The 24,051-nt window shown below is 52.9% G+C and carries 25 protein-coding genes; 12 read left to right on the plus strand and 13 right to left on the minus strand.

Annotated features, from left to right (window positions below; genetic code table 11):
* Positions 1 to 16 precede the first annotated feature (16 nt).
* The 4 genes from IPM28_14500 to IPM28_14515 form a co-directional block, all read right to left on the minus strand.
* The gene (locus tag IPM28_14500; protein ID MBK9174191.1) at positions 17 to 1,138 is read right to left on the minus strand and encodes a hypothetical protein; all 1,122 of its coding nucleotides are present in this window, start codon (positions 1,136 to 1,138) and stop codon (positions 17 to 19) included.
* A gap of 70 nt (positions 1,139 to 1,208) precedes the next feature.
* Entirely contained in the window at positions 1,209 to 2,177 is a 969-nt protein-coding gene (locus IPM28_14505) for a hypothetical protein (protein MBK9174192.1), read from the minus strand.
* On the minus strand, positions 2,174 to 2,797 hold the full coding sequence (locus tag IPM28_14510) for a hypothetical protein (protein MBK9174193.1): 624 nt from the start codon (positions 2,795 to 2,797) through the stop codon (positions 2,174 to 2,176). Before IPM28_14510 ends, IPM28_14505 begins: the two co-directional genes overlap by 4 nt.
* 115 nt (positions 2,798 to 2,912) lie before the next feature.
* Complete coding sequence (locus IPM28_14515; GenBank protein ID MBK9174194.1) at positions 2,913 to 3,845, minus strand: GGDEF domain-containing protein; 933 nt, start codon at positions 3,843 to 3,845, stop codon at positions 2,913 to 2,915.
* A gap of 152 nt (positions 3,846 to 3,997) precedes the next feature.
* Here IPM28_14515 and waaC point away from each other — a divergent pair, with 152 nt between their 5' ends.
* The 8 genes from waaC (at position 3,998) to IPM28_14555 (ending at position 12,668) form a co-directional block, all read left to right on the plus strand.
* The gene (gene waaC, locus IPM28_14520) at positions 3,998 to 5,053 is read left to right on the plus strand and encodes a lipopolysaccharide heptosyltransferase I (protein MBK9174195.1); all 1,056 of its coding nucleotides are present in this window, start codon (positions 3,998 to 4,000) and stop codon (positions 5,051 to 5,053) included.
* Between the two features lie 37 nt (positions 5,054 to 5,090).
* Positions 5,091 to 5,624, plus strand: a complete 534-nt coding sequence (locus IPM28_14525; protein ID MBK9174196.1) for an isoprenylcysteine carboxylmethyltransferase family protein — start codon at positions 5,091 to 5,093, stop codon at positions 5,622 to 5,624.
* Positions 5,624 to 6,433: a DUF3108 domain-containing protein gene (locus tag IPM28_14530; GenBank protein MBK9174197.1), complete on the plus strand. Its 810-nt coding sequence runs from the start codon at positions 5,624 to 5,626 to the stop codon at positions 6,431 to 6,433. Before IPM28_14525 ends, IPM28_14530 begins: the two co-directional genes overlap by 1 nt.
* A gap of 97 nt (positions 6,434 to 6,530) precedes the next feature.
* Positions 6,531 to 7,616 (plus strand): DUF4912 domain-containing protein, encoded by a 1,086-nt coding sequence (locus tag IPM28_14535; protein MBK9174198.1) that lies wholly within the window; start codon positions 6,531 to 6,533, stop codon positions 7,614 to 7,616.
* A gap of 90 nt (positions 7,617 to 7,706) precedes the next feature.
* On the plus strand, positions 7,707 to 9,341 hold the full coding sequence (locus IPM28_14540; protein ID MBK9174199.1) for a DUF1957 domain-containing protein: 1,635 nt from the start codon (positions 7,707 to 7,709) through the stop codon (positions 9,339 to 9,341).
* A 21-nt stretch (positions 9,342 to 9,362) separates the two neighbouring features.
* Positions 9,363 to 9,764 (plus strand): MaoC family dehydratase, encoded by a 402-nt coding sequence (locus IPM28_14545; protein MBK9174200.1) that lies wholly within the window; start codon positions 9,363 to 9,365, stop codon positions 9,762 to 9,764.
* Positions 9,765 to 9,869: 105 nt separating this feature from the next.
* On the plus strand, positions 9,870 to 11,186 hold the full coding sequence (locus IPM28_14550; protein MBK9174201.1) for an inositol-3-phosphate synthase: 1,317 nt from the start codon (positions 9,870 to 9,872) through the stop codon (positions 11,184 to 11,186).
* A 273-nt stretch (positions 11,187 to 11,459) separates the two neighbouring features.
* Entirely contained in the window at positions 11,460 to 12,668 is a 1,209-nt protein-coding gene (locus IPM28_14555; protein ID MBK9174202.1) for an AAA family ATPase, read from the plus strand.
* Between the two features lie 47 nt (positions 12,669 to 12,715).
* Here the strand turns inward: IPM28_14555 and glpK are convergent, their stop codons facing one another.
* From glpK to IPM28_14585, 6 genes are all read right to left on the minus strand, one after another.
* On the minus strand, positions 12,716 to 14,194 hold the full coding sequence (gene glpK, locus IPM28_14560; protein MBK9174203.1) for a glycerol kinase GlpK: 1,479 nt from the start codon (positions 14,192 to 14,194) through the stop codon (positions 12,716 to 12,718).
* 12 nt (positions 14,195 to 14,206) lie between these two features.
* Positions 14,207 to 14,644 (minus strand): arsenate reductase ArsC, encoded by a 438-nt coding sequence (locus IPM28_14565; protein MBK9174204.1) that lies wholly within the window; start codon positions 14,642 to 14,644, stop codon positions 14,207 to 14,209.
* The gene (gene arsB, locus IPM28_14570; GenBank protein MBK9174205.1) at positions 14,645 to 15,682 is read right to left on the minus strand and encodes an ACR3 family arsenite efflux transporter; all 1,038 of its coding nucleotides are present in this window, start codon (positions 15,680 to 15,682) and stop codon (positions 14,645 to 14,647) included.
* Between the two features lie 68 nt (positions 15,683 to 15,750).
* Entirely contained in the window at positions 15,751 to 16,338 is a 588-nt protein-coding gene (locus IPM28_14575) for a hypothetical protein (protein MBK9174206.1), read from the minus strand.
* A 16-nt stretch (positions 16,339 to 16,354) separates the two neighbouring features.
* Positions 16,355 to 17,524, minus strand: coding sequence for a PLP-dependent transferase (locus IPM28_14580; protein ID MBK9174207.1), 1,170 nt, complete (start codon positions 17,522 to 17,524; stop codon positions 16,355 to 16,357).
* 12 nt (positions 17,525 to 17,536) lie between these two features.
* Positions 17,537 to 18,115, minus strand: a complete 579-nt coding sequence (locus IPM28_14585) for a VOC family protein (protein ID MBK9174208.1) — start codon at positions 18,113 to 18,115, stop codon at positions 17,537 to 17,539.
* A 115-nt stretch (positions 18,116 to 18,230) separates the two neighbouring features.
* On the opposite strand from IPM28_14585, the gene IPM28_14590 reads away from it, so the two are divergent.
* Complete coding sequence (locus IPM28_14590) at positions 18,231 to 18,764, plus strand: metalloregulator ArsR/SmtB family transcription factor (protein MBK9174209.1); 534 nt, start codon at positions 18,231 to 18,233, stop codon at positions 18,762 to 18,764.
* On the opposite strand, the gene IPM28_14595 is transcribed toward IPM28_14590, so the two are convergent.
* Both IPM28_14595 and IPM28_14600 read right to left on the minus strand, forming a co-directional pair.
* On the minus strand, positions 18,734 to 18,931 hold the full coding sequence (locus tag IPM28_14595; protein MBK9174210.1) for a hypothetical protein: 198 nt from the start codon (positions 18,929 to 18,931) through the stop codon (positions 18,734 to 18,736). The two genes, IPM28_14590 and IPM28_14595, sit on opposite strands and share 31 nt — an antisense overlap.
* The gene (locus IPM28_14600; protein ID MBK9174211.1) at positions 18,918 to 19,655 is read right to left on the minus strand and encodes a TlyA family RNA methyltransferase; all 738 of its coding nucleotides are present in this window, start codon (positions 19,653 to 19,655) and stop codon (positions 18,918 to 18,920) included. The genes IPM28_14595 and IPM28_14600 overlap by 14 nt, the downstream gene beginning before the upstream one ends.
* Before the next feature lie 83 nt (positions 19,656 to 19,738).
* Here IPM28_14600 and IPM28_14605 point away from each other — a divergent pair, with 83 nt between their 5' ends.
* A complete protein-coding gene (locus IPM28_14605; GenBank protein MBK9174212.1) occupies positions 19,739 to 20,677 on the plus strand; it encodes a COX15/CtaA family protein in 939 nt (312 codons plus the stop codon).
* Here IPM28_14605 and IPM28_14610 read toward each other — a convergent pair.
* Positions 20,668 to 21,378 carry a lysophospholipid acyltransferase family protein gene (locus IPM28_14610; protein MBK9174213.1) on the minus strand — a complete coding sequence of 237 codons (711 nt, stop codon included), beginning with the start codon at positions 21,376 to 21,378 and terminating at the stop codon, positions 20,668 to 20,670. The genes IPM28_14605 and IPM28_14610 overlap by 10 nt on opposite strands.
* 85 nt (positions 21,379 to 21,463) lie before the next feature.
* Here IPM28_14610 and IPM28_14615 point away from each other — a divergent pair, with 85 nt between their 5' ends.
* The gene (locus tag IPM28_14615; GenBank protein MBK9174214.1) at positions 21,464 to 22,267 is read left to right on the plus strand and encodes an ATP-binding protein; all 804 of its coding nucleotides are present in this window, start codon (positions 21,464 to 21,466) and stop codon (positions 22,265 to 22,267) included.
* Positions 22,268 to 22,355: 88 nt separating this feature from the next.
* The gene (locus IPM28_14620) at positions 22,356 to 24,020 is read left to right on the plus strand and encodes an NAD+ synthase (protein ID MBK9174215.1); all 1,665 of its coding nucleotides are present in this window, start codon (positions 22,356 to 22,358) and stop codon (positions 24,018 to 24,020) included.
* Positions 24,021 to 24,051 lie beyond the last annotated feature (31 nt).

Below are 24,051 nucleotides of genomic sequence, written 5' to 3' on the forward strand. Positions count from 1 at the left end.
CGCTTCTGGTCGCCGGCTATCGCGGTTTTCCATCGGTGTCATCGTCATCATCCTTTGGCCGATCCTGCGGCGGTCGTGTCGGTCGCGGAGCCGCATTCGCGGGCGGGATGTACCGCGGTATGTTATCCGGAATGCCTGGAATCGAACCTGGGCTGACATTCGCTGGCGGCAGTCCGCCTGACGGAAATCCCTGGTCAAATCCTCCGGGCCTGCCACCGGACGGCGGACGGCCGGTTGCCGGCAACGAAGTCGTCACTGATCCCGGCGGTGGGCGAAACAGCTCGAGTTTGTGTCTGAAACCAAGATTGGTGTCTTCGACGATCACTTCTGCAGAAGAAATACTGATCAGCCTGAATCTGCCCGCGATGACGTCATTGAGCCGATGACTGAATTCGGTCGGCTTTCCTTGTTCGCGAAAGACCGCCGTGTCGTTGTTGGCGAGCCGCCGTGCGATCATCCCGACATACTGGAACTGCGGCCGAGGCGGTGCCTGGACAGAGAGCATTATCTGGTTGGAATATTTCGTACCGTCGAGGGTTTGAACGATTATTTGCCTTGGACCTTCGGTCGTAATAAAGCTGGCCGGAATATCGGCGACGAGCCGCTGCGGGCTGACGAAGGTCGTCGGTACCTCGCTTTGGCTGAAATAGATCTTGGCATCCGGCGAGAACTTGTCTCCGTTTATCTCAAGCCTGAATCCACGCGAACCGGCATATACGCTCTGCGGCGTGACGTATGCCACCAACATATGAGGTGTCGGTGTCGGGATCGGCGTCTGGATCGGTGTCTGAGGCGGAGGTGTCGGGACCCACGGCGTTGGCAGAGGCGGCTCGTAGAAAGAAAAGATATTCCGCCCCGGATCGGGTGCTGAAAAACTGCCAGGCCGATAGAAGATCGGCGTCGTCTGCCAATCAAAGTTCTGTTCAGATGTGGTTGGCATTTTGACCGCGGTCAGGTCGCGTTGCGTCGATCGGCCGGGCGATGCGGTCGGTGTCGGTGTGGCCGCAGTTCTCGAACTTCTGCCGAAAAGACTTGATCCAAAGGCCATATACAGCGAGAACAAAGCAAGCACGCCGAGAACCACGGCTGCGATCAGCTTGTTTCGTTCGCTTGGTGATCTGCCTTCTAAAAATGCCATCTGATCGTTCTAAATTCAAACACGCGACGACGTCGAAAAAGTTCCCGTCGCGCGATATGGTCGGGCCGTTCTACTGGCCCGGCTCCGATTCGGCAGCCACGTTCTGACGCCTAAAATATGCCGCCATTTCCAAACGGAGAGCCACACGTTCACCGAAAGTGCGGCCGCGAGGTGCTTGAGCCTGCGGCGTTGTCTGAACGGGTTCGCCGGTGATCGGATTGATTGTCGCCGTGCGCTGTTCGACCGGCGGCCCTGTTGCGGCTACCGACTGGTTCGTTCCGGCGGTCGACTCTGACGGTGCAAGCTCAACCGAACTGATCACAATGAATTCGTTCCCGGTTTCGATCTCGCGGATGAACCGCCGCAGATTTTGGTACGGCCCTTCTACTGTCATTGTCACGTAGACGCCGGGAAATAGACTTCGAAAGCGTTCGCGGCCGCGTTCTTCATCATTCTGGTTCATCTGATCCTGATCGGCCAACTCAAGCGGCGCGTAAGCCGGCCCATTCGTATTTACTAGACCATACCCAACGATCAAACCGTTCAATCGCTGATAGAGCGATGTTCGACCGTTTGCCGCGACCGGTAGATAGCTCGACTCAAACTCATCGACGCTCGAAACCAGTTTCGCTACCTGAGTCTCGGTACTTGTGATGTTACCGTATTTCGATTGAGCTGAAATGAGCTCAAGCTCGAGACGGTCGCGTTCGGCCTTGTTTCGTTCGAGTTCGCGCGCTGACGGGGCAACGAACAACAGGTAATAGAGAAAGACTCCCAGAAGTATAAGTAATGCGGCTCCGAAAACGCCCAATTCAAGGGGGCCCCACATTCCGGCATTAACCTTTCGCGGCCGGTTTGACGGAGTAATGTGAAGCTCGGCCGGTTTATCGATAACTATCGCAGTATCATCGGTTAGGATCACACTGCGGCCCGGCTCGTCTACTACAACGGTCGTATCGATCGTCTTGCCGTAATCGTTTACCGTGATCTCCGCAAGATCATGTTCGCTTTCAGAAGTGTTGGCTTTTTTATCGGTCATTCGACACCGCCTCCTGAATTTGTCTGCGCGATGTCAATGGACGATTGACTGACGCCTGCCGGCGGAGTATAGATCAATCGCAATGTGTACTCAGAGAAGGTCATTCTTTGATTCGACTGTAGATTCTGTCCCCTGAGTTCGGCCTGAAAGACGCCTGAGCCGTTCATGTTCGCGATCATTGCCATCACTGCTTGATAGTCACGGCTGACGACCGTGAAGTCCAATTCGGCCTTAACACGGTCGCCTTCGCGAAAAACGTTCTGAACGACGATCCTCGAAGCACTGACACTGCCGGGGATCACCGACTCGATGTCGTAAAAGAGACGTGACCACCCAAAGGACTTGTTGGCGACGAGTTTATGTGAAGCGACAAGCAGGTCGCGCTGCTGAGGACTCAGCTGCTGCTGCACTTTTTCGCCCTCTCCTTTAAGACGATCGACCTCAGCCTTCATTTCACGGATCTGATTTGTCGCGACTTCGTTAAGCTTGCGGTTCTCGTTAAGTTGGGAATATAAAAGCAAAGCGGCAATGAACGATACCGCCAGCAAAAGCATGGAAACAAGGTACGGTGTCGTTCGGTTGCGAAACGGATCTGAAGCTAGGTTAAGTTTGGTTATCACTCGGCAAAAAACCCTATAAAAACTCGAATAAATCAGTGTCGGGCGACAGCCAGAGTTTACCACAAAAGAAAACTCCGCGTCTTACACGCGGAGCTTCGATCTAATGTTGCAAAACTTAGTCGCGACGGGCCGGCAAATCACGTTTGACATCATCGGGCGAAAGTTCGCGATAGGCACAGACCCGATTGCGTCCCTCGCGTTTCGCTCGATAAAGGGCAGAATCGGCCATTTCGACCAATTCGATCGGATCGTTCGAATCGTCGGGAAAGGTCGCAATGCCGATACTGATCGTAACGCGGTGTTTATCTGTTGGTTTTCCCTGCCGGATGACCGAAAAATCGGTCCCCGCGATGGTCGCACGGATTCGGTCGGCAGCGACCATCGCTTGTGCAAGGTCGGCGTCTAAAAGAAACGCTGAAAATTCTTCGCCGCCGAATCGAGACGCCGCATCTCCGCTGCGCATACTGGCGATAATGCAAGCGCCGATCTCCTCAAGCGTCTTGCTTCCGGTAAGGTGTCCGTATTTGTCGTTGACGTCCTTAAAGTGATCGACATCCATCATCAGGACACAAAAGGTCCTGCCTTCGGAAGTTGCGCGAGCCGATTCGCGTCTCAACTCCGAAAAGAATGAGCGACTTGACAGGAGCCCTGTAAGGTCGTCGTGAGAAATGAGGCGATGTATCTGCTGCTGGTATTCACGGTCGATCTCGTCCAAGAGGTCAAATCGGAGCAGGTGCTCGCCGATCAGTATCTTGTCACCATTGCTCAACACCTCTTCTTCTATCCGCTGACCATTAAGAAACGTTCCGTTTCGTGATTCAAGATCCGAAAGCACACACCTCGTTGCGCCATCGGTGCCCGAACTGGTAGTGACGATCTTAGCGTGAAGTCGTGAGACCTTTGAGTCGTTTACGCGGACGTCAGCCTCTACCGCCCGTCCCAAGACCACCTCTTCGCGCTCAAGCGGGATCGGTACGGCAATAAGCTCGCCGCTTAAAAAGACGAGTGCCGGACGGAGATCGCGTTGCTTTCGTTCGGGCTTTTGCATAGAAAAGGAGCGGTGGGCTGCGGAGACACCTATAAATAGAATAACTTAACGACGCGTGATTTTTCTAGTAGAATTTTGAGGCCAACGGATTTGACGGTAGAAATATCGCCTGCATTCGGCTATTTCGACTTAGCGAGATACCATAGACGTCGGTGCGGATCCTAATCGTAAAACTATCGGCTATTGGGGATATTGTCCACACACTGCCTGCTCTGAATGCGATTCGAACGGCCCTGCCAGATGCATCGATCACTTGGGTCGCTGAGGCCAGATCTGCCGAGATACTTCGCGGCAATGAGATGATCGACAATCTGTTGGAGATCGACACAAGCTCGCTGCGTGGCGGAATGGTCGTCGAAGAGATGGTGCTCGAGATCGGACGCTATGCTCGAATGATCCGCGAGCGGGAGTACGATGTAGCGATCGATTTTCAAGGTCTTTTAAAATCGGGGGCGGTGACGAGAATATCAGGTGCGAAAAAGCGGTGGGGATTCTCGCGAAAACAGCTCCGCGAACCGACGAGCAGGGTATTTCTCACCGACGCGGTGAAAATACCGCCTAAGACGCACGTTGTCAGAAAAAACCTGATGCTCGCCAACGCCGCGTTAGGCATCGTTGAAGATCCAGAAACGATCGAGTTTCCGATCTTTCCCGATAGATCTCATCGTGACGAGGCTGACGCTATAATATCTGGCGCAGGCGGCCGATTTGCGATTCTGAATCCCGCCGGCGGCTGGGTAACAAAACTCTGGCATGCGGAGAAATTCGGCGAGTTGGCAGACCGGATCTCAGAGCGGTTTGGTCTCGTATCGTTGGTCGCGACGGGCCCGAATGAGGTCGAACTCGCTCAACGAGTTTTAGCACACAGCAGGTCCGGCAAAGCGATCGCGATACAGCCAAGTTTGCGTGGCTTTTATGAGGTCGCAAAGAAGGCGGCGGTTTATATAGGCGGCGACACGGGCCCAACACACCTAGCGATCGCTGCCGGAACTCCGATAGTGGGCATTTTCGGGCCGACCGAATGGTGGCGTAACGGCAGTTTGAACGAGAACGATATCTGTGTGGAACGTTACGATATAGGGTGTCGGATAAAGTGTCACCGACGGACATGCGGAAATTGGATCTGTATGGACATCAGTGTCGATCGGGTGTTTCAAGCCGTCAGCGAGCGGTTAACGAACTCCGAGACGGACCGTGACCGACAATGAGTGACCTAAAATCGAAATGATCTCAAAGAACAAAAGAATGCTGCAGAGATTTCGCGTCCCGCTAGGATTCGTGCTTTCAGCCGCTTTTATTTTCTTCGCTGAGCCGACCGCCTCGACACTTGCAGTCGGCGGTGTGATCGCAACGATCGGAATTTTGATCAGGGCATGGGCCGCAGGCCACATACATAAGTATGAAAAGCTTGCCGTCACCGGGCCGTATTCGTTCACGCGGAATCCACTTTATCTGGGCAGTTTTTTACTGGCAGTCGGATTTACGATCGGGGCCGGAGTATGGTGGCTCAGCCTGATCACCGCGGCTTTGTTCCTTGGCATCTATTTGCCTGTTATGCGCGTCGAAGAATCAGACCTGAAAGAACGATTTGGAGCCGAGTTTCAGGAGTTTGTTGATAACGTGCCGTTGTTTCTTCCGCGACTGAGTCCATGGAAAAAGATCGACGCGAATTTTGATTTTCAGCTATACTTGAAACACCGGGAATATCAGGCTGGATTGGGTTTGATCTTTGGCCTGTGCATTCTCGCTGCGAAGATGATCTTTTTCTCCAAGGTTTGATGAAGCGAACGATTCTTAGATTATTCAATGCTGCTATTTTTCTGATCGCTCTCTGTGGCGCGGCGTTCTCGCAGCCCAATACAAACGTGCCGCGGGCCAAGGCTCCGTTCGAGGTCGGAGAGGTGCTGACATTCGAAGGAAAATTATCCAAGATCATCAGCGGCATTTCGGTCGCGGAGCTTACTTTCACCGTTTTGGATTCACCCGGCGGTGAAGACTACCTGATCAAAGCCGAGGCTCGGTCTAAAGGCACACTTCTTAAACTATTCCGATTCAGTTTTCTTCAACGTATCGATTCAACCATAGACCGCGAGCGTTTTTACGCCCTTAAGACAGTCAAGCACGATGTTCAGAAGGAACGGGTGCGTGACTCGGAGGCTTTTTTCGACTACGGCGGACGAAGAGTGACCTACACCGAAACCGATCCAAAGGATCCGATGCGACCTCCGCGGAGGATTGCTTCTGAAATAGAGGGCTCGACTCATGATATTATTTCGGGCATATACAGCCTGAGGCTGTTGCCATTGGCGGTCGGTAGAACGTTCGAGATATCGGTCAGTGATTCGGGGCTTGTTTACAAAATACCGGTGAAGGTCACTGCTCGTGAACGCATCAAGTCGGCGATCGGAAGGGTTTGGTGCTTTCGTGTCGAGCCTGATGTCTTTGGCCAAGGACGTTTGATCGAGCGTGAGGGCTCGATGGTGATATGGATCACGGATGACGCTCAACGCATCCCGGTCAGGTCTACGGTCAATGCATCGATCGGCAAGGTAGACATAAAGCTGCGATCTGCTACAAGATCGAAATAATCCACTAAAATCGACGTTAATTCTTGTCCTCCGGCTTGTATGTTGCATCCGGAGGCGTCATAATTTTCATTTATTTTTACGAACGCTTTATAACGATATGAGTAATACGAATATCAAACGACCTAATGACGGAATTTTACAGCCTCAGGAAGAGGTGATCGAGTTTGTATTGGACGAAAAGGATCGCCCGACCTCGAGTGTCTTTATTTCCGAGCGATCTGCTGATGCGCCCGAGGAACCTACCCTCCAAGCTCAAGAGGACGAGGAAGCAGTTACGATCGATGCCTCGGAAGAAGCCTCTTCGGTATTCAAGGAACTGGCATTGCCTAAATTGCCGGCATTGAACCGCGAAAATCGGGCTTGGCTGCAGATGCAGTCACCGAACAAGCTTTATTTTTACTGGTCGATCAGGAACAATCCGTTCCAGCGTCTAAATAGGGCATTGGGCACCGAATCGAGCAAATATACGTTCGTGCTAAAACTGATCGATCTAAAGCGCGATTCGGAGCAGTATCACGCGGTCGAACCCGAGGGCAACTGGTGGTTCAACGTTGAGGCGGACAGCGAGTATCGTGCCGAGATCGGATTTTATTCGCCGAGCCGACCGTTTGTGAGAGTGATGTACTCGAACACCGTTCAGACGCCGCGAAAGAGTCCGAGCCCCCGAATCGCGACCGATACCGATTGGCGTATCCCGGCCCAAAAGTTCGCGCAGGTTCTGGATGTTGCCGGATTTAGACAGGACGCTTTTGACGTAGCGATCGCAGGGGACGATCCGGTTCAGGCAGAAGATGCGACGCAACGGGCATTCGGCCGAATGACGGGAAACAAAGGCTCGTCATTCGATGGGATCGATGCCGATGAAATGCGGTACGCGATGCTTTCATTGGCTGCCGGTGCGACGCTTGAACAGCTGCGTTTTCGGATCGGTGACCGATTGTTTTCATTGCTTCAGAAAATGATCGACAACGTCACCAAGGAAGATGCCCTCGCAGCATTGAAGTCAGAATTCGAGATCGATGAGGAAGAACTCATGGCAGAGGAAGAAGAATTTGGCCCAGCCGTTTTCGGTTCAAGCCTTGTCAATTTTCCACGCCGGACGCGGTTGAGGACGAAACCCCGCGGATTTGAAAGATCTGCCAAATTTGAACCACTTGGCTCTCATAGCGTCATAGCCGGGTAGCTTGCGGTGATTTCAAACAGGAAGCACGGGATGATTAGGTTAAATGTATTGACTTGTTTATCCTGTTCTTCCTGTTAATAATTGCACCGTATGCCAGTCGGATATTTCAGCCTGATCCTCCACGCCCACCTGCCATACGTCAGGCATCCCGAGTATCCCGAATTCCTTGAGGAAGACTGGCTATTCGAAGCGATCACTGAGGTCTATCTACCGCTCATTTTCATTTTTCAAAATCTCCACGACGCCGACGCTGCCCCGCGGGTCGCGATCAATGTCTCGCCGCCTCTTTCGGAGATGCTTGCCGATCCGCTACTGCAGGAACGGTATACACGGCATCTCGAGAATCTTCTGGACCTGGCCGAAAAAGAGGTCAATCGGACGAGCTCTGAGGCAATTGAGTTTCAGGCTGTGGCGGAGATGTACGCTGATAATCTGCGGCACTCCCTAGGCCTTTGGAACGACAGATACGGACGGAACCTGATAAACGCATTCCGGGAGCTTCAGGACGAAGGCGTTCTTGAGATCATCACTTGCTGCGCGACCCATGGTTTTCTCCCGCTGATATCAACGCCCGAAGCCCGTCGGGCGCAGATCTCGATCGCGGTCGCAAATTACAAGAAGCACTTTCACCGTCAGCCACGAGGTATCTGGCTGGCAGAATGTGCGTATGAGCCGGGTGTCGAGAAGATCCTTAAAGAATTCGGAATTGAGTATTTTATTTCGGACACACACGCAATTCTATACGGCGATCCGCGGCCTAAATACGGGGTGCATGCGCCGGTCGTCTGCCCGAACGGAGTTGCGACGTTCGCACGCGATATCGAGACCAGCCAGCAGGTATGGTCGGCTGAGATCGGTTATCCGGGAAATGACGTGTACCGCGAGTTTTACCGGGATATCGGCTGGGATCTTCCGATCGACTATTTGAAACCTTATCTGCATGCGGATGGCAATCGACGGCATCTCGGGCTGAAATATCACCGCATCACCGGACGTAATGTTCCGCAGCAACACAAACAGCCCTACATTCCGAAGCTCGCAACCGAGAAAGCCGCTGAGAATGCGATGCATTTTATCGGCGAACGGATAAAACAGGCACACAAACTTCGAAAGACCTTTGACGGCCATCCGCCGCTCGTCACGTCGCCCTATGATGCGGAGTTGTTTGGGCATTGGTGGTTCGAGGGGCCGCAGTTCATCGACTTTTTGTTTCGGAAAATGCATTGGGATCAGAACGAGATCGCGGCCGTGACGCCGGGCGATTTTCTGGACAGCGGTATCCCGATCCAGGTACAGCAACCGACGGCATCATCGTGGGGAGAGAACGGCTATTACAAAGTCTGGCTAAATGAGAACAACTCGTGGATGTACCCGTACCAACACGACGCGGAGCGGCGAATGACAGAATACGCAGACCGGTTTGCAGCCGCCGAGGCGCCGTCGGTTCCGGGTAATATGGTGCACGATGGCGCGGATATATCGGTCCGGTTACTTAACCAAATGGCTAGAGAACTGCTCTTAGCGCAGTCGTCCGACTGGGCATTTCAGATCTACCAGGGCACGACGGTCGAGTATTCGTCGCGGCGCTTTCAGTCGCATATCCACCGCTTCGATCTACTTGCCAAGATGCTGGACAGCGGCAATATCGATCACGAGCTGCTTGCCGAGATCGGGGCTCGTGACAATATCTTTGCAGAGATCGATTTTCGCTCATTTTGTACATAGAGTCAGCGGCGATAATGTCTCATGAATAACATAAATGTCGGCGACAGATTCTCGCGCACACGCGACGTGACTGAGGAGTTGGTCCGCAAGTTTGCTGAGATTTCGGGTGATTTCAACCCGATACATCTGGATGAGGAATTTGCGGCGAAGACGCGGTTCGGCCGTCGGATCGCGCATGGGATGCTGACCGGTGCGTTCATCTCGGCCGTTCTCGGGCAGGAGTTTGCCGAGCGGAAGATAGTCTATCTTTCACAGACCATGCGGTTTGTTGCCCCGGTATTTGTTGGGGACTCAGTTACCGTCACGTCAACGGTCTCGCACATCCGCGACGACAAAGGCATCGTCACGCTTCAGACCATCTGCACGAATCAGAACGCCCAAGAGGTCGTCACCGGCGAATCTATGGTGATGGTGCTCTCTTAGTCGATCTCTCGCCTTCCGATCCACGTTTCAGTAGGTATGCTCGACCTCGTTTGCTAATGCAAACCGCTAAAGCTATGCTTTTTAACTTATCGCGGGGAGGAAAAGATGATCGAAAAGGGTGTTGTGATCGAACCGGCCGAGGGAAAACTCGGTATTTTGCTTGTTGGCCTTGGTGCAGTAAGTACGACACTGGTCGCCGGTGTTGAATCGATCAGGCGTGGTATTTCGAAGCCGGTCGGCAGCCTCACGCAGATGGGGACGATCCGGCTTGGCAAACGGACAGAAAACAACGTCCCGAAAATAAAAGACTTCGTGCCGCTGGCAACACTGGACGATATCGTTTTCGGCGCATGGGATATCTTTGCCGACAATGCATTCGACGCGGCGATGAAAGCAGGGGTGCTCGAAAAGGACCTGCTGAACCAGGTATCGGAACAGCTGGAAAGTCTCAAACCGATGCCGGCCGTCTTTGAGCAGAATTATGTAAAGCGGCTCCACGGCGACAACATCAAGACCGGTAAGAATAAAATGGAGCTTGCCGAACAGTTGATCGACGACATCGCGAAATTCAAGTCTGAAAATGGTTGTGAGCGGCTTGTCATGGTTTGGGCGGCCTCGACCGAGATCTTTCTTGAGGAATCGGAGGTTCACGGTACCATCGAAGCATTTGAACGTGGACTATATGACAACGATGCTCTGATCGCTCCGTCAATGATCTATGCCTATGCTGCATTAATGTCCGGCGTACCGTTTGCAAACGGGGCACCTAATTTGAGTGTCGACATACCCGCACTCACCAAGCTCGCGGAAACGAAAGGTGTTCCGATCTGCGGCAAGGATTTCAAGACCGGCCAGACGCTGATGAAGACCATCATCGCACCCGGCCTGAAATCGCGAATGCTAGGGCTCGACGGGTGGTACTCGACCAACATCCTCGGCAACCGCGACGGGGAAGTATTGGATGATCCTGAGAATTTCAAGACCAAAGAAGAGTCGAAGCTATCGGTTTTGGGGCATATCTTTCAGCCTGAGATCTATCCCGACCTCTACGGAGAATTCTCGCATGTCGTCCGGATCAACTATTATCCGCCTCGTGGCGACAACAAAGAAGGATGGGATAGTATCGACATCTTCGGCTGGCTTGGATATAAGATGCAGATAAAGATCGATTTCCTTTGTCGCGACTCGATATTGGCCGCGCCGCTTGCTCTTGATCTTGCATTGTTCATGGACCTTGCACAGCGCGCAGGGATGCGCGGGGTTCAGGAATGGCTTTCATTTTATTTCAAAGCTCCGCAAACTGCTCCAGAGCTCTATCCTGAGCACGACATTTTTATTCAGCTCATGAAACTAAAGAATACTCTGCGGCACATGCGGGGTGAGGAATTGATCACACACCTCGGCCTCGAATATTACGATTAACCATGGAAATCCAGAAAACGTTTGGATTTTTCTTGCAATGCAGTCGAGGATTGTGTTAATAATTCAAAAGGACGGTGCCGTCTTCGGCACATTACCTCAAAGTCCTCTGGACCTTTCCTTCCAGATTCTAAAGTCCAGCCAACGTATAATATATTGAAATCATCATTAGTGACGACGGTTTTGCCTCAGCGGTTTGTGCAAATCCGGTTTTGAAAAAACGTCAAGACGAAGTAAGGGGCCTGGTTTGGGCGTTCCGGCAAGGAGTCAGGAAAGATGAAAAACGATACAGCAAAAAAGAGAGAAAACGCGGAAAAGGGCATCTTGCTCGATCCGGATCGAAAGAGTCCGAGAGCGGCGGAGTTCGAAGACAAGCTTTCGCGGCTGATCGTTGGACAGGAACGCGCAGTTCGCAGAGTCAGCGGCCTTTTCCAGATTTACCTTGCGGGAATGAACAATCCTGCCCGCCCGATCGGGACAATGTTGTTTCTTGGGCCAACAGGTTCAGGAAAGACACGGGTTGTCGAAGCCGCCTCAGAGGTGCTGTTTGCGGATCCACATGCGGTCGTCAAGATCGATTGCGCTGAGTTTCAGCATTCGCACGAGATCGCAAAACTTATCGGGTCGCCTCCAGGTTATCTCGGTCACCGCGAAACATCGCCGATGCTGACCCAGGAGAACCTTGATAAGGCCCATACCGAAGAAACAAAGCTGACCTTTGTCTTGTTTGACGAGATCGAGAAAGCTTCGGATTCGCTGTGGCAACTGCTTCTTGGAATACTCGACAAAGCGACGCTGACATTGGGTGACAACCGACGCGTCGACTTTTCGCGGACCGTGGTCATCATGACATCGAATCTCGGTGCCCGTGAAATGTCTGACATGATCTCGGGCGGCATCGGATTTGCGCCTGTCAAACAAGGTAAACCGCAGGAAGACACTGAGATCGATACTAAGATTTACCGCACGGCACTCGAAGCGGCGAAGCGAAAGTTTTCGCCCGAGTTCATGAACCGGATCGACAAAGTTGTCGTGTTCAGAAGCCTGAAAGAACACCACCTGAGGCAGATCCTCGACATCGAATTGCGGTCGGTTCAAGACAGGATCACCGAGTCAGCCGGCACCAAGTTCGTTTTCGAGTGTACTGACGCCGCGAAGGAGTTTTTGCTCGGCGAGGGCATCGATCTGAAGTACGGAGCGCGGCATCTTAAGCGGTCGATCGAACGATTTCTGGTCTACCCCTTATCAAACCTTGTCGCGACGCAGCAAGTAGAGACCGGCGACTTTGTAACCGTTGACTTTGACACTGCCAAATCGGTCCTTATTTTCACAAAACATGCCGGCAAGATGATCATCAGCGATGCCTTGCCCGAAACCGATGACGAGTCGCCGCTAACGAAATCCGACGCGGTCGGGGCCCCGCTCCCCCAAGCTTCGGCAGCTCCGCAAATGAGCAAGTCAAAGGGCGAGAACAACGAAGTCTAGTTTTGATTCAATTTCCTTTTTTGGGGACGCTCTTAAGCGTCCTCTTTTTATTTGTGCCATCGTAAAGATCGGCCGACGGCATCTTTCCAGCGTTCCCGAAGTTCATCTGACTCTGAAGCTTCGATCAGTGGAACGAACCGGCGTTCGATCGTCCAATGGTCCTCAAGATCAGCGGTAGAGGACCAGAAGTCAACTGCCAGTCCGGCCAAGTATGCTGCTCCGAGTGCGGTCGTTTCTGTCACCTCTGGCCGAACCACGGGAAGTTGAAGGATATCAGCCTGAAATTGAAGAAGTGAATCGTTGCGTGCAGCTCCGCCATCGACCCGAAGTTCGTGCAATCCTACACCGGAAGTCGAGCATAGAGCATCGAGAAGATCGGCGGTCTGGAACGCGATCGAACGGATCGCAGCTTTGGCAATATGTGCCCGTGAAGTGCTTCGTGTGAGGCCGATGATCAGGCCTCGTGCATCCTGGTCCCAATGCGGCGTTCCAAGACCGCTGAATGCGGGCACGAAGTAAACACCCGCGCTGTCGTCGACCGAATTCGCCAACTCCTCAGCTTCGCTCGACGATTTTATGATCTTGAGCCCGTCGCGAAGCCATTCAACGACCGCTCCGCCGATAAAGACACTGCCTTCGATCGCGTAGGTCGTTTGACGGCCGATCTTCCAGCCAACTGTCGAAAGAATTTGTGCGGATGGCGTTGCCGGGGAATCGCCGGTGTTTTGGAGCATAAAACACCCGGTACCGTAGGTGTTCTTGACCGAACCCGGCAAAAAACACGTCTGACCGAACAGCGCGGCTTGTTGGTCGCCAGCAATGCCTCCGATCGTGATCCCGCTCAGTTCCTCAGGAACTTCGATTGCACCATACACCTCGGATGAAGAGCGAATTTCAGGAAGAATCGCCTTTGGTACATCAAAAAGAGATAGGAGTTCGTTGTCCCATTCAAGAGAGTTGATGTTAAACAACATCGTCCGCGATGCGTTTGAAACGTCGGTGACATGCTCTCTGCCGTTTGTGAGTTTCCAAACAAGCCACGAATCGATCGTACCAAAAGCGAGTTCGCCATCCTCGGCTCGCTCGCGAGCGCCCGGAATGTTGTTCAATAGCCAATTTACTTTGCTCGCGCTGAAATAAGCATCAACCTCAAGGCCGGTCTTGTGCTTGATCTCGTTAGCATGTTCGGCTTTTATTTTGTCGCAAAACGCCGCGGTCCTTCGGTCTTGCCAGACGATGGCGTTATATATCGGGAGTCCGGTATCCCGTTCCCAGATCACTGTGGTTTCTCGTTGGTTGGTTATTCCGACCGCTCTGATCGCCTTTTTCGGAAACTCGCGGATCGCTTCGGTCGCCGTATAGATCTGAGCCTGCCAGATCTCGACCGGATCATGTTCCACCCAACCGGGTTGAGGGTATATCTGTCGGTGGGGTTTTTGACTCAACTTTACCGATCGACCGTCGTGATCAAAGACCATCGAACGGCTGCTGGTCGTGCCCTGGTCAAATGCGAGAATGAATGCCATCTCTTCGCGATTCTACAACCCGAGCACATTCGGCACAAAATCACTCTTGATATATACCTCGATCTTGTCTCTAACGTTGCGGAAGGCCTCGACCCTGGTTTCCGGATCGCCTTCGATATCGGCAGGGTCATCGAAAGCGTGATGCACGAGTCTGGTCTTCGCGGGGAAGTATGGACAGTTTTCTTTCGCATTGTCGCAAACGGTGAGGACGTAATCTATATCACGGCCGTCGAATTCATTGACGGATTTTGAACGATTGCCGGAGATGTCGATGCCGACCTCTGCAAGCACGGCGATGGCCTCTGGTCGGACGATGCTCGGTTGCGTGCCTGCGCTGAAAACCTCAAAACGGTCGCCGAGATGAAATCGCAAAAGCCCCTCAGCCATCTGCGAACGGGCGGAATTTCCGGTACAAAGTACGAGAATGCCCGGTTTGTTCGTGTCTGCCATTTATGCCACGGCCTCCTTGAATTTGCTGCGTTGTTTGAGCGCGACATTGACTAGCAAGATCAGCACCGGCACCTCGATCAGCGGGCCGATGACGGCGGCGAACGCAACGCCGGAATTGATGCCGAAAACGGCGATCGCGACCGCAATGCCGAGCTCAAAATTGTTTCCAGCTGCGGTAAATGCCAGCGACGTACTTTTCGGATAATCCGCTCCGGCGCGCTTTGCCAGATAGAACGCCGAGAAGAACATGATGACGAAATAGAACACCAGTGGTATCGCGATCCGGACCACATCGAACGGTATCTCGACGATCAACTGCCCCTTGTAGCTGAACATCACGACAATGGTGAACAGCAGTGCGATGAGCGTAACGGGGCTGATGCGCGGGATGAAAACGTGGTCGTACCATTCGCGGCCCTTTAGACGAATCAGCACAAAACGCGTGATCATGCCGGCGAAAAAGGGAATGCCGAGATAGATCAGCACACTTTCGGCGATCTGCCGGATGCTGATGTCAATAGTCGCGCCCAAAACGCCGAAGAGCGGCGGCAACACCGTGACGAAAATGTATGCGTAAACGCTGTAAAAGAGCACCTGAAAAATGCTGTTGAATGCGACCAGCCCGGCGACGTATTCATTGTCTCCGCGGGCGAGGTCGTTCCAGACGATGACCATCGCGATGCAGCGGGCGATGCCGATCATGATCAGACCGATCATGTATTCCGGCTTATCGAAAAGGAAAAGCATTGCAAGGCCAAACATCAACAGCGGCCCGATTATCCAGTTCTGCACCAGCGAAAGGGCAAGTACCTTTGTATTACGGAAAACGTACGGCAGCTCTTCGTACTTAACCTTTGCCAGCGGCGGGTACATCATCAGGATCAGGCCGATGGCGATGGGCAGGTTCGTCGTGCCGACCTGGAATTGGTTAATGAAGTCAGCCGTGCGGGGCACAAAATAGCCGATCCCGACGCCCAACGCCATCGCCGCAAATATCCACAGCGTTAGGAAACGATCGAGAAACGAGAGCTTTCTCACACCACCCAGAGGCTCAGATGCGGTATGTGACATATATACCAATATCATATGCGTATTACCGCATATGCTCAAGGTTCACAGCACGAAAATCCTTTGCAATCGACGATCTCAGACAGGCTCTTGCAGCTAAGTGCGGCGATGCGTCGGTCCAGTAAAACGAGATGCAATATACCGACCGCAATGCTGCCGATCATTACTTTGAGGGCGATAATCTCGCCCATGAATCCATAGCTGCCGAGAACCAGAGGCGAGGAAAGGCTCCACGCCGCGGTCGGCTTCGATGCGAAGATGAATGCGAATGCCGCAACCTTTAGAATGGTTAACACGACGTGGAGAGCATATTCCGCGGTGGAAAGCCCGCCGAGCGATGCACGGCTGTCGTTCTCAGAAAATACATCGAGAAGCTCAGTTCCGAGTGCCGCGGCGACAGCGGCGACGCCCGCCCAGAGAGCCCAACCACCGAAGTCCTGATAGAAGAGCAGATAGGCGACCGGCACCATCAGAAAAGCAAATGCCATATGAAGCTTGTGCTCATAGCGGCTTTCGACGCGAGTGTGCAGGCGGTATTTCCAAATGTGGAAATAAAAGAGATCGACGGCGCCGAGCACCATGAAAAGGTTCAGGAAAACGAATGCGAGTACGACGAGATGTTCCATGTTAGTAGTTCCTCCACTAACCTAACGCGTCATATATGTCACGACATATATCATCAACGTGCTCAATTCCGACAGAAATTCTCAAAAGCCCGTCGGAAACGCCGGCCTTTGCCCGATCTTCCGGCGAGAGCGTGGCATGTGTCATCAATGCGACTGGCTGGATGAGCGTTTCGACGCCGCCGAGGGATGTGGCAAAAGTACATACTTTAAGACTATTTACGACGGATTTTGCGGCTTTGACCGTACCGACATCGACGCCGAGCATCCCGCCGAAGCCATGCATTTGACGTTTTGCGATCTCGTGGTTGCGGTGAGATTCAAGGCCAGGGTAATGCACGGACATGACCTTGGGATGCTCGCATAACATATATGCTAATGCAGATGCATTGCTGTTATGTCGTTCCATCCGGAGTGCCAAGGTTTTGATCCCGCGGAGCACGAGCCAAGCGACCTGCGGAGCGATATTGCCTCCGTAGTATTTCGCAGCTCCGTGCCGGGCCTTTTCGACCAGATCGCGGCCGCCGACAATGATGCCAGCAGAAAGATCGCTGTGTCCGCCCAGGTATTTGGTCGCGCTGTGAATGACGAGGTCTGCGCCGAGTTCGAGCGGCCGCTGGTTATACGGCGTCGCGAATGTGTTATCGACCACGGTGGCGATCCCGGCACGTTTGCCGATCGCGGAAACCTCGGCGATATCGGTGATCTTTACCAGCGGATTGGAAGGCGATTCGACCCAAAACATCTTTGTGTTGGGACGGATAGCAGCTGCGTAAGCCTCTGCGTCCTCGGCATTGACATACGTCGTTTCAATGCCAAACTGCTCGCCGATGTGGTTAAGGAAATTCGTCGTGGTGGAATACATCGATTCCGGTGCGACGACGTGATCGCCCGAGTTTACCAACGTGAAGGCCGCTGCAGAAACAGCAGCCATTCCGGAAGCAAGAGCGAGGGCGGCCTCGCCGCGTTCGAGTTCGGCCATCGCCTTTTCCAGCGCATCGACAGTGGGATTGCCTAGCCGCCCGTAGAAATAACCAGGCTTTTCGTAATTGTGAATGGCGACGCCCTCATCGGCGTCAGAAAAGGCGAAGACCGACGCCGGATAGATCGGGACAGAGAGTGCACCGAAATTCGCGTCGCGGTCCTCGCCTGCGTGAACAGACAAAGTGAAGAAAGAGTGTTCGTACATCGGGCCTCCGATCTAGCAGCAAGGTGCCGCTGTCGCCCCAATGGTAGACGCCTTTTTGCCCGGTGTGCAACACGCCGCGGTTGATAGCTCGATATGTGCCACCTTTTCACCGCACCCGCACGCCTCGGCGATGGGCTCGGTGTTTTCAAGCACGACGAAGACTTCCCATTCGTTGCCGTCGGGATCGCGTGCCCACGTCTTGTCCTGCAGCGCGTAGCAGCAGTCGACCTTCATTTCGTCGACGGTCAATAGTCCCGATTCGGCCCATCTTTCGCGGGTCCTTAAGACATCCTCGGTTGTCGCGACCTGGATCCCCAAGTGCGAAAGGCCACCGCCTTCTGTATACGGGACCTCGTTAAGGACGAAATTCAGCGGTGGGTCCTCGACATCAAACTTTGCGTAGCCAAACCTCGGCTTTACGCTTTCCTCCCCGCGCTGCTCCTTAACGGCCGAGTGGGTGGTCGTATCTCCCTTGATGAACTTCATCGGTTCGATGCCAAAGAGTTTTGAATAAAACTCCACGCTGTCAGAAACGCTTTTCACGTTCAACGATATATGCGGTTTAAGAGATGTGATCGATTTTTGCGACATTTTGTTACTCTCCTTTTGAACTTCATATACGCATCAACATATATGTATGAGCGAATATATTCTGAATGTCCATATATGTCAAGACAAAATTCCCGATCTATGCTATTTTTTTCTCATGGGAAGTTCAACCGATCTTGATCACATGGAACGGTTCTACATGGCGCTCGCCGACAAGACGCGTCTCCGCTTGCTGAACCTCATGCGTAGGAACGAAGTCTGTGTCTGTTTTTTCACTGAGGTACTCGGAGACAGCCAGCCGAAGATATCGAGGCATTTGGCATATCTGCGCAATGCCGGCCTAGTGGAAGCCAGACGAGACGGCAAATGGATGCACTATCGAATCCTCTGGCCGACGGACGCGGGCGGCCGTGAAACCCTTGAGTCCGCATTAGACTGGCTTGGAGACCGTGATGAAATGCGGCTTGAACTGGAAAAATATGAAAGGGTCTGCTGCACTCCGGAGTTGTTGGTGCAAATTGCTCGGACGCCGATCGACTTTCTCGACATACCTGTAAAATCAGAACCTGCGGTGACGCCGAGACCGGTAGAAGATCGCCCAGCGGGGCTGAAACAAGATACCGCGTCAACAGAAGCGGTCGTCGAGTACACCGCGCCATCTCACAATGAACTCGAAGAATTCTTGCTTTGAGTAGAGGTCATTGCGTGAGCCTCGTACGGACAATGGCGGCACCTGTTGCCACAACAATAACCTCGGCGTAGCAGGTATTCGGCAGTCATGACAAGCAGGCCGTTTTCGAAATAGTAATCGCGGCCTTCGACGAACCGTGGCTCTGTTTGCTCGTCAGTCGAGTTCATATAAGGCAAGAAATTCCTTGTTACCCTCTGCTCCAAGTATCGGTGATTCTATCAACCCGGCCGGCGTCATGCCGATGGCACGGGCAAATTCATTCACCTCGCGAACAACGCGGTCGTGTTTTTCCGGATCACGAACGACCCCACCTTTGCCAACCTCACCCTTACCGACCTCGAACTGAGGCTTGATCAAAACGATGATTCTACCGTTTTCGATAAGCAGCGGCATCAAGACGGGCAGGATCTTCTTGACTGATATGAATGAAACATCCATCACAGCGAGATCGAACGGCGAGAAAAACTCCTCACGCAACAGTTCACGGGCATTGGTGTTTTCACGGACGTCAACACGTGGATCGGAGCGAAGCCTCCAATCCAGCTGGTTTGTTCCGGAATCTATTGCGGTAACGTGTGCCGCTCCGTGCTGAAGTAGACAGTCTGTAAAACCGCCCGTGGACGACCCGATATCCAAGCAGGTCAAGCCCTGTGGATCGATGTTAAAAGCATAAAGAGCCCTTTCCAGCTTCAGACCCCCGCGACCGACATACCGCGAATCGGGCGTGTCGCCCTTTATTCGGATGTTCGAGTCAGATTCGAAGGTTTGCGACGGTTTCTCAACCCGGAAGTCGTTGACGAGCACGACGCCCGCCATCACCATCGCCTGTGCTTTTGTGCGCGACGGCGCAAGGCCGCGGTCGGTGAGTAATTTGTCGATCCGTTCCTTCATTTAGACAAACTAATAATAACGCTCTTTTGAGGCTGAGTGCTCGTGGTGTAAATTGAAACTAGCCCTCGTTCCGACAGAACATTATGATCGAAAACAACAAACTGACGGCGTTCGCAAAGTATGCATGGTTTGCTCTCGCGTACAACCTCGTCGTTATTCTGTGGGGCGTTTTTCTCAGGGCTTCCTACTCCGGCGATGGTTGCGGCCAACACTGGATAACATGCCATGGCGAGGCGATCCCATCCGCTCCTGAACTCAAAACGCTCATCGAATTCTCGCACCGGGTGACGAGCATGCTCGCCGGACTTGTCGTGATCGGTCTCGTAATATGGGCATTTCGCAAATTCGAAAAACGCCATCTTGTACGGCGACTTGCCTTGCTATCGCTCGTCTTCATTCTTATCGAAGGGGCGATCGGAGGCGGTTTGGTGCTAACGGGAAACACCGCCGCAAATTGGACGCCATCAAGGCCGTATTGGACGGCCGGCCATTTGATCAACACCTTCGTTCTCATCGGGCTTCTTGGACTCACCGCATGGTTCGCGAGCGGTGACCGACGATTCGTCCTGCGAGGGCCAGCCAAGGTCTGGATCCTATTGGCGTTAGGGATCGCAGCGATATTCGTTACCGGTATCAGCGGTTCGATGGCCGCATTGACCAATATGCTTTTCCCGAGCGAGACGCTCGCGGAGGGCATCGCGAAAGACTTCGATCCGAATTCTCACATTCTTTTGCGTTTGCGGATCCTACATCCGATATTTTCGATCTTTACGGCCGTGTTTCTGATATTTTTGTCGGACATGATCAGAAAAGCTGCGAATAAGGATGCTCTCGTCTCCAAATGGGCAAATGTCGTTTCGATACTGGTTATCGTGCAGATCATATTCGGCGGAGCGACACTTTTGCTGCTTGCTCCGATCGTGATGCAGCTAGGACACCTGCTGCTCGCTGACCTCATTTGGATCTCATTTGTGTTGATGGGTGCCAGTGTGTTTACCGCCGGTCGGGCGGATCAGCTCTGATCGGTTCTCCATTTCTCTCCGCGAAGGACAAGTTCATCAAGCGATGTTTGGAGTTCGACGATCTTTGCTTCGAGTTCTTTGTCGCGAGCCCTTGATTCAATAAAGATCGGCTCACCAATGATCAGGTTGGCCTTTGTGAACGGCTTCGGGATCTGCAAACGATCCCAACTCTTCAACGTCCAGTAATCTTCACATTCAATGACAAAAGGCATCAGCGGATTTCCGGTTTTTTTGGCAAGAATGATCGGGCCTGATTTCGCTTTGTATCGGGGCCCGCGTGGCCCATCGATCGTGAATGCCATTTCGAAACCGCTCTTCATCATTCGTATCATTCTGACCAAGGCTCGAGCGCCGCCGCGGCTTGACGAGCCTTTTACTATTCCAAACCCGAGACGCTGGATACAGCGGGCGGTATATTCGCTGTCAAAGCTGCTAGATGAGAGGACGATTATTCCGTGTTCACGAAAAAAATATGTCCCGGCTATGATACGGTCATGCCAAAATGAATAGATCGGGATCTTTCCGGCGGCCTTTATAGCCTCGAAGTTCTCCCATCCGGTCTTTTCAAATCGGATCGTCGATCCGATCAGCCGCACGATCAGATACCCCAAGTATCCGACCGTCCGGATGACGATACGTTGTTTCAATGTAAATCGATCAAGCGAGTCGAACTGATAGGCTTTCTGGAAATCTTCCGACATAATAGAAAATTGTTAGCAACCTAAGGTATCATTTGCAACATGTTAAAGAGTCTCATCGTATCTATTTCTGTCGTTTGCCGGCGTAATGCATAGACGTATCCTGATAATTGATGACCATGATGACCTCGCGAGTTCGCTTGACGAAGTCTTCTCACATGATGGTCATGAAGTACACATCGCTCAGACCAGAGCCGAAGCAGTTGCTTTCGATGACATCGAGAAATTTGATCTCGTGATCACTGATCTGGATGTTGAGAAGGCGGCATGCGAGACCCCTGCCAACGGCGACGGACCGGTCTGCTTACCTCAATTGCCTGCGGGTATCACTGCTGAACATATCAAAGCCTTCAAGATCTGTGCAGCAAACTTCAGACGCGACGGTTTCAACGAAGACGAACTCAAGGAGATTGTTGCAACGATCCTGGACTACAAGACGCGTTTTGTAGATAAGATCGAGTTTGTCCAGGATCTTCACGAGTATATTGAATTCGAATTCCCGAGTGCCATCTCGCTGATGCATGTGATACTCGAATACCTGATGAAGCGGGTTGAAAAACTCGGAGTGATCAAGCCGGAGCAATCAAATCTGTTCATTGCCCTGGACGAAGCTTTCGTGAATGCCGTCAAGCACGGTAATAAGTTCGATGCAGAGAAACTCGTTCGCGTTTCCGCTGAAGTTTCGAGCAAGGAAGCTCGGTTCACTATCGAGGACGAAGGCGAAGGGTTCGATGTCAACAACATCCCAGATCCGCTCGATCCCGAAAATCTTTTCAAATCCTCAGGCCGCGGCGTTCTTTTCATTTACAACATAATGGACGAGGTTGCCTATAATGAGCGCGGAAATCGGTTGACAATGGTCAAGAAGAAATCTGAGGACTCGGCTGTCTGAAACATGACCGTGAGTACACAGGTCATTCGACCAAGTTCAGGCGGTTTTGCTTTACGTGAAGCCGCCTTTAGCTTCATTTAATTCGACGATGCGAGTCACTATCGCCCAGATCAACACGACCAACGGCGACATCGCCGGAAATACCAAAAAAATTGTCGATGCTATCGCGAAAGCTAAGTCAGATCGATCTGACCTTGTCGTGTTTCCCGAGGTCGTAACGCACGGCTACACGTCGCAGGATTGGTTTCAGGACCACGACATAATCGCGTCGGCGGGCGAACCGCTAAAGGCGATAATCGAGGCGACCGGGGGCATTACCGCGGTTGTTGGTACGATCCGCCGAAACGAGGACAACGACGGACGTCGTTTGTATAACACGGCGGCGGTAATTCATGACCGCCAGTTGATCGGATTTGCCGATAAGACGCTGCTGCCCGAATACGACGTTTTTGACGACCCGCGATATTTTGAACCGAGCCAACATCGCCGCCTGTTCGAGGTGAACGGCACAAAGCTGGGTGTGGTGGTCTGCGAAGATTTCTGGAACGACAAAACGTTTTGGCGAGACCGTTTGTACGAGACCGACCCGACCGATGAAGTGATAGCGATGGGCGCGGACGTGATCGTTTCGGTCAATTCATCGCCGTATAACAAGGGCAAAATAAAGCTCCGTTGCGACATGGTCGCGCATCGTGCGAAAGCCAACCGCGTACCGATAGTCTTCGTGAACCAGATAGGCGGGAACGACGGAATAATCTTTGACGGTGCGAGCCTGATCGCCGACGAAGAAGGCGACATCATCCTGCAGGCTGCGGCGTTCGAGGAATTTGTCGAAACGGTGGAACTTGACGTCCGCATGCCCGACGCACGCGGTATCACGGGCAGTGAGATCGAGGCGATACATCAGGCACTCGTTCTCGGCATTCGCGATTATGCGGCAAAGAACGGGTTCAGGAAAGCGGTCCTCGGGCTTTCGGGCGGGATAGATTCGACACTTGTCGCGGCACTCGCGGCCGAGGCGATCGGGCCGGAAAATCTGCTGTGCGTGATGATGCCCTCGCAGTTCTCGTCAGAGGGCAGCATTACGGATTCCGAAGAACTCGTGCGAAATATTGGCTGCGAGAGCCGGATCGTGCCGATCTCGGACGCGTTCAATGTGCTGGTCGATCAGTTGAACCTGAGCGTTCCGACAAAAGGCGGAGAATCGCTCGCGGCGGAAAATCTGCAATCGCGAATACGCGGCGTGATATTGATGGCCATCTCGAATTCGGAAGGCCGGCTGGTGCTCTCGACCGGGAACAAATCGGAACTTGCCGTCGGCTATTGCACGCTTTACGGCGACACGAATGGCGGGCTTGCAGTGCTCGGTGACGTGCTGAAGACGGAGGTTTGGGAGGTCGCGAGGCAACTTAACGAACGCGCGGGCCGCGAGATAATTCCGGTTCGCGTGATCGAAAAGAAGCCGTCAGCAGAGCTCGCCCCGCACCAGTTTGACCAGGACAGCCTGCCGCCTTACGAGGTAATGGACCCGATCCTGAAGATGTATTTTGAGCAAAAGGCTTCGCCAGCGGAGATCATCGCCGCCGGTAACGATCCCGACAAGGTCTATTGGATCCTGAACAAGGTCGAGCATCCTGCGAATGAATTCAAACGCCGTCAGCTCCCGCCGACCCTGATCATCTCGAAGAACGCCATCGGCGTGGGACGAAGAAGACCGGTGACACACAAATTCCGGCGGACAATTTCGGAATAGATTTTCCTGCAAGTTAACGTGACGAATGACG

It is taken from the genome of Chloracidobacterium sp., assembly GCA_016716305.1.
GTDB lineage: Bacteria > Acidobacteriota > Blastocatellia > Pyrinomonadales > Pyrinomonadaceae > OLB17.